This window comes from Caulobacter sp. (assembly GCF_035254145.1).
Taxonomy (GTDB): domain Bacteria; phylum Pseudomonadota; class Alphaproteobacteria; order Caulobacterales; family Caulobacteraceae; genus Caulobacter.
The window spans coordinates 1-5,159 of record NZ_DATFAV010000229.1 but is presented as its reverse complement, the minus strand read 5'-3'; the positions used below and the strand labels follow the sequence as shown (position 1 = coordinate 5,159).

Annotated in this window: 7 protein-coding genes; 3 read left to right on the top strand and 4 right to left on the bottom strand. The window is 66.4% G+C overall.

Annotated features, from left to right (window positions below):
- Nucleotides 1–574, bottom strand: a 574-nt coding sequence (locus tag VJ655_RS14200) for a DOPA 4,5-dioxygenase family protein (protein ID WP_324112130.1), incomplete at its 3' end; no start/stop codon positions are given.
- A gap of 444 nt (nucleotides 575–1,018) precedes the next feature.
- Nucleotides 1,019–1,408, bottom strand: a complete 390-nt coding sequence (locus tag VJ655_RS14195) for a hypothetical protein (RefSeq protein ID WP_324112132.1) — start codon at nucleotides 1,406–1,408, stop codon at nucleotides 1,019–1,021.
- On the opposite strand from VJ655_RS14195, the gene VJ655_RS21005 reads away from it, so the two are divergent.
- Nucleotides 1,353–1,787 carry a recombinase family protein gene (locus VJ655_RS21005; RefSeq protein WP_324112128.1) on the top strand — a complete coding sequence of 145 codons (435 nt, stop codon included), beginning with the start codon at nucleotides 1,353–1,355 and terminating at the stop codon, nucleotides 1,785–1,787. The genes VJ655_RS14195 and VJ655_RS21005 overlap by 56 nt on opposite strands.
- Here VJ655_RS21005 and VJ655_RS14185 read toward each other — a convergent pair.
- Nucleotides 1,683–2,738 (bottom strand): HAMP domain-containing sensor histidine kinase, encoded by a 1,056-nt coding sequence (locus VJ655_RS14185; protein WP_324112126.1) that lies wholly within the window; start codon nucleotides 2,736–2,738, stop codon nucleotides 1,683–1,685. The genes VJ655_RS21005 and VJ655_RS14185 overlap by 105 nt on opposite strands.
- Entirely contained in the window at nucleotides 2,735–3,424 is a 690-nt protein-coding gene (locus tag VJ655_RS14180) for a response regulator (RefSeq protein WP_324112124.1), read from the bottom strand. Before VJ655_RS14180 ends, VJ655_RS14185 begins: the two co-directional genes overlap by 4 nt.
- 169 nt (nucleotides 3,425–3,593) lie before the next feature.
- On the opposite strand from VJ655_RS14180, the gene VJ655_RS14175 reads away from it, so the two are divergent.
- Nucleotides 3,594–4,715, top strand: a complete 1,122-nt coding sequence (locus tag VJ655_RS14175) for an efflux RND transporter periplasmic adaptor subunit (protein ID WP_324112122.1) — start codon at nucleotides 3,594–3,596, stop codon at nucleotides 4,713–4,715.
- A gap of 4 nt (nucleotides 4,716–4,719) precedes the next feature.
- Nucleotides 4,720–5,159, top strand: a 440-nt coding sequence (locus tag VJ655_RS14170) for an efflux RND transporter permease subunit (RefSeq protein WP_324112120.1), incomplete at its 3' end; no start/stop codon positions are given.

The following is a 5,159-nucleotide window of genomic DNA, read 5'->3' as shown; positions in this document are numbered from 1 at the left end:
ACCGGTTGATCCACGCGGTATAGTGGATGTGGTCCGAACGCGGATCGTCCGTATTGGGGTGCAACAGGATGGTCAGGCCCAGGCTGTTGAGCTGCAGCCACGGCAGGATCACGTGAACCAGGTCGTTGGTGAAGCCGAAGTAGAACGACGGCGTCACGTGCGGCCCGCGCGGTCCCTGGTTCCAGTCGCCAAGCTCCACCTCGAAACGCTCAGCCACCCAGCGGCGCAGCAGGGCGGCTTTCTCATAGCTGTCCTCGTCGAAATAGACGTGAGCGTGATAGCTCTTGATGTCGGTATAGGCGCGCGGCTTGGTCGGCAGAGGCGTCTCGCCAGGTCGAACCGAAGCCGGTTGGGGTGTGGGCTGAGCAGCGGTCTCATAGCCCCACGGGCTTTTGCCGCCGACCGGCGTACGCGGCTGCTTGGCCGGCGGCGGAATCTTGACCTCGCTCTCGGCGTGCGCGGAGGTGGGCGCGCCGGCCGAGAGCGCCGCGGCGGTGAGACCTCCCCCAAGCAACAGGCCGCGCCTCTGGACGTCGGCGTCTCTCGACGCGGGTCGGCTTGTGGACTTGGGCATGAACGCGGCTCCAGTGAATGATCACAAGGCTCACTCAAGCGCTTCGCGTGCCGCAACCTCAAACTAGATTGACTTGGTAGGAATATAGCTCAGCTATCGGCGAACGAGGCGTCACTTCATGCCTGAAAGCTATTCGCACATTTTGGAGTCCAGGCGCGCGATTTTGGAGTCAGTCGCACGATATTGAGTCAGGTCCGGCCCTGGCGGCGCTGGGATTCCCTGTCGCGGCTTAAAGAGTCAGTGACACGCTGACTTGTCACTGACTCCTATTCCTGCTCCTATTCCTGCTCCTATTCCTGCGAGTCGCAGCTGCGCCGTTATGAGTTGCCACATTGTTCCGCGTTTTCGCGGTTTTCTGACTCCAACCCTGCGACTGGCCGACTCCAATTGTGCGACTGGCGACTTGCGTCGACGCCATCGGTCGCGATGTCAGCGTCCTAGAACTCAGTAGACAAACCCGCCAATCGCACCGACGGCGGCCGCGTACGTCCAGCGCCGACGCAAGTCCGCTGGCCATGCCTTTGTGCGCTCGCTCAGTTCCAGCACTATGGTTCTCGGCAGTTCGGTCGCCAGCAAAAACAAAGGATCGCGAATTGCGTGCGCAAACACGCTTTTCCAGCCTTTGATCCTGCTGTGGCGATATTGGTTCAACAGCAAGGCTCGTCCGAGCGGCTCTTCGGCTCCCTCCATTGGATCCGGAGGCTCCGCGAGAACCAGGAGCGCTAAGCGCACGTAAAGTACGCTCGCGTGCGGCGCGCCGTTCGGTCGGGATGTCAGGGTGACCGATGGCATCGACACCGGCACCGCCGCTGGCCGGTTCTTCTTCCATGTCATGGCCGCGATGGCTGAGATGGAACGGGACTTGGTGCGGGAGCGGACCTTGGCGGGGCTCGCCGCAGCGAAGGCGCGTGGTCGGCTTGGCGGTCGTCCCACGAAGTTGACAGTCCAGCAGGTCGGCCACGCAAGGCTGCTATTGGCGGATCCAGCGGTTAGTGGCGCGGAGGTCGCGCGAACTTTGGGAGTTGCGCGATCGACGCTCTATCGCTCGCTGGAACGACCGAAGGGTTCGCCAAAGAAGCGCTACAAGCGGCCAATCGCAGATGCCCCGTCAACACTTCCTCGGCAGAGTGATGGTGAAGGCGGAACGGCCAGCGCGGCGCTCGTAGCTCACATGCCCCCCATGGGCCTCGGCGATGCCGCGCACGACGGCTAGGCCAAGGCCCGACCCGGCCTTCATGTCGACATCGTCTCCGCGTCGGAAGGGCTCGAAAGCTCGCGCGGTGAGGTTCTCCGGCATCCCCGGTCCTGCATCGATGACGCTGATGGCGACGTCGGCGTCCGAGAGGCGCGTGGCGATTTCCAGGACGCAGGGTTCGGCGTACTTCAGGGCGTTGTCGACGAGGGCTAACACCGCTTGTCGTAGGCGGACGGGATCGGCGGAGCATCGACCGCTCATGAGGGTCATGCGCAAGCCAAAACCGGCGTTGTCGAGGTCGCGTTCGATCAGGCGGGCAAGCCCTTCGATCTCCGGGGCCAGGTCGATTTCGACAGGCCGCAGCTGTAGCCGACCGCTATCGAGCAGACTGACGACCCTCAGGTCCTCGACAAGTCGCGCCAGGGCGTCAGCCTGCTGATGGAGGGATAGCAACAGCGCCGGCTCGGGTTGGAAGACGCCCTCGGCGAGCCCTTGCAGCCGCCCCTTGAGAATCGTGACCGGCGTCCGCAGTTCATGGGCGATCAGGCTGTTCCAGGTCACGATGTCGTCGACGGCCTTTTCAAGCCGATCGGCCATGGCGTTGAAGTCGGCGATCATCTGACTGGCTTCGGTCGGCGCCTGGGTGGTCAAGGTCGCCCGCGCCGACAGGTCTCCACCGGCGATCTGGCGCGCGGCCTCCGCCAGAGCTTCAAGAGGCTCGACCATGCGCCGGGCCACCCGGGTCGCCACTACGCTCGCCGCGATACTGCCCAGTAAGATGCAGACCGAATACATCCCCCATTCCACGGGAGCGGGCAGGATAGCGTCCTCGGCCGACACCAGCTTCGGGGCGAACTGAAAGAGAAGCCCGTAAGAGAAGGCGATGAAGATCAGGCTGAGGATCAAGGTCGCCAGGGTGATGCCGACGACCGCCAGGTTGAGGCGCTGCGATAGGCTTTGCGCTTTCATTGGTCCCCCAGCAGGCGATAGCCGAGACCCCGGACATTGGAGAGCATGCCTGGAGCGCCGGCCGCTTCGAGCTTCTTGCGCAGTTTGCTGAGGTGGCTGTCGACGGTCCGCTCCAGCGCGTCTCCGCCCGACAGGCAGGCGTCGAGCAACTCGGCGCGCGTGTAGAGACGCATCGGCGCCTGGGCCATGTGAAGCAACAGGCGAAACTCGGTCAGGGTCAGGGTCAGCCGGCGCGGACCATCCGACGTGTTCACCGTCGCGGTATGATTGACGGGATCGACATCGAGCGACCCCGCGCGCGCCACCGAGGCCGCGTCCCGGCCCGAGGCGCGGCGCAGCACGGCCTTGGCGCGGGCGGCGACCTCCAGGGGGTTGAAGGGCTTGACGACATAATCGTCCGCTCCGATCCGCAGCGCCTGCAGTTTGTCGAGATCCTGGTCCAGAGCCGTCAGCATGATCACGGGCGTTGCACCTCGTCGCCGGAGTTGCGCCAAGACCTCCCAGCCGTCCAGCTTGGGCAGTCCGACGTCGAGCAGGACGATGTCGGGGCGCAGCGCCTGATGCAGCTCGACCGCCGTCTGGCCATCGCGCGCCGTGACGGTCCTAAAGCCCTCGCGCTCCAGATAGCCGACGAGGATCTCCGCGATCTCGCGCTCGTCTTCAACGATCAGAACCAGGGCGTTCACGGGATCTCCTATGCGGCCGCGGGCGGATCGTTGGAGCACTAATCATCCTTCTCCGGGCAGCGCTAGCGCCCTCCACCAAGTCGCAACATTGCCTCCACGGTCACGCAACCGGCCTCGGGCATAGGCTCGCGGCGCCTTCGAGGGCGCGCCTTGGGAGCCTGTCTCTTTCATGGACCGCCGTCGCCTGCGCATTGCCACCGCCCTCCTGCTGAGCGCATTGACCCTGGCCTCTTGCGGTCAGGCCGAGGTCGGCGCGTCGCCCTCCCCCATCGAAGTCGCCGTGGCGACCGCGCAAGTCGCGACCGTCACTCCGATGGATGATCTGCCGGGCCGGGTGGTCGCTTTCCGGACCGCGGAGATCCGCCCGCAGGTGTCCGGCGTCGTGACCCGGCGGCTCTTTGACCAGGGAGGCGAGGTCTCGGCCGGCCAGCCGCTGTTCCAGATCGATCCCACGCCCTATCAGGCGGAGGCCGCGGGCGCTCAAGCCGCGCTGTCGCGCGCAATCGTGGTCGCCGACCGCGCCAGGGCCCAGGTCTCGCGTCTCGCGCCGTTGGTCGAGGCCGACGCCATCAGCCGCCAGAGCTATGACGACGCGGTTTCGGCCAAGGCCCAGGCCGAGGCTGACCTCGCAGAGGCGCGTGCGACCCTGCGCCGCCGCGGCGTCGAGCTCAGCTTCGCGACCGTGACGGCCCCGATCTCCGGGCGGATCGGCGAGGCGCAGGTCACGGAGGGCGCTTTGGTCGCCTCCGGCGGCGCGAGCCCCATGGCGACCATCCAGCAGATCGACCGGGTCTATGTGGATGTGCGCCAGCCCTCCGCGCGCCTGGAAGCGCTCCGCGCGATGGCCGACGGCGGCGCGGGACGCGAGGTGGAGATCCTCTCCCCCTCCGGCGCGCCCTACCCGCGCAAGGGCAAGATCCTGTTCTCCGGCGTCACGGTGGATCCCGCCACCGGCGACGCGATCGCGCGCGTCCAGATCGACAATCCCGATCGCGCCCTCCTGCCAGGCATGTTCGTCCGCGCCCGCCTGCCGCGCGCGCCGATCGAGGGCGCGGTCCTGGCGCCTCAACAGGCGGTGCTCAGGGACAGCGGCGGAAAGCCGATCGTCAGCGTTGTGAACGCCAGGGGGCTGGTCGAGACACGCGCCGTCGAAGTCGGCGACGTGGTGGGCGGGCGCTACGTGGTGACCCATGGCCTGAAGGCGGGCGAGCGCGTCATCGTCGAGGGGCAGGACCGCGTCGCCGCCGGCGCTCAGGTCAAGGCCGTCCCGTTCCAGATGGGGGCGCGCTAGTCCCATGCCGAAGTTCTTCATCGAGCGACCGATCTTCGCCTGGGTCATCGCGATCGCGATCGTCCTGGCCGGTCTGATGGCCATCCCTCGCCTGCCCGTGGCGCGCTACCCCGTCGTGGCGCCACCGACAGTCAGCATCTACGCCAGCTACCCCGGCGCCACGCCCCAGGCCATGAACGACTCCGTCGTGGGCCTGATCGAGCGCGAGCTCTCCAGCGTCAAGAACCTGCTCTACTTCGAGTCCTCGACCGACAGCTCGGGTTCGGCGACGATCACGGCGACCTTCAAGCCGGGCACGAATCCTGAGTTGGCCCAGGTCGACGTCCAGAACCGCCTGAAGACGGTCGAGCCGCGCCTGCCCCAGACCGTGCGCCAGACCGGCGTCAGCGTCGAGAGCGCCGCGTCCAACTTCCTGATGATGGTCAGCCTGCGCAGCATCGACGG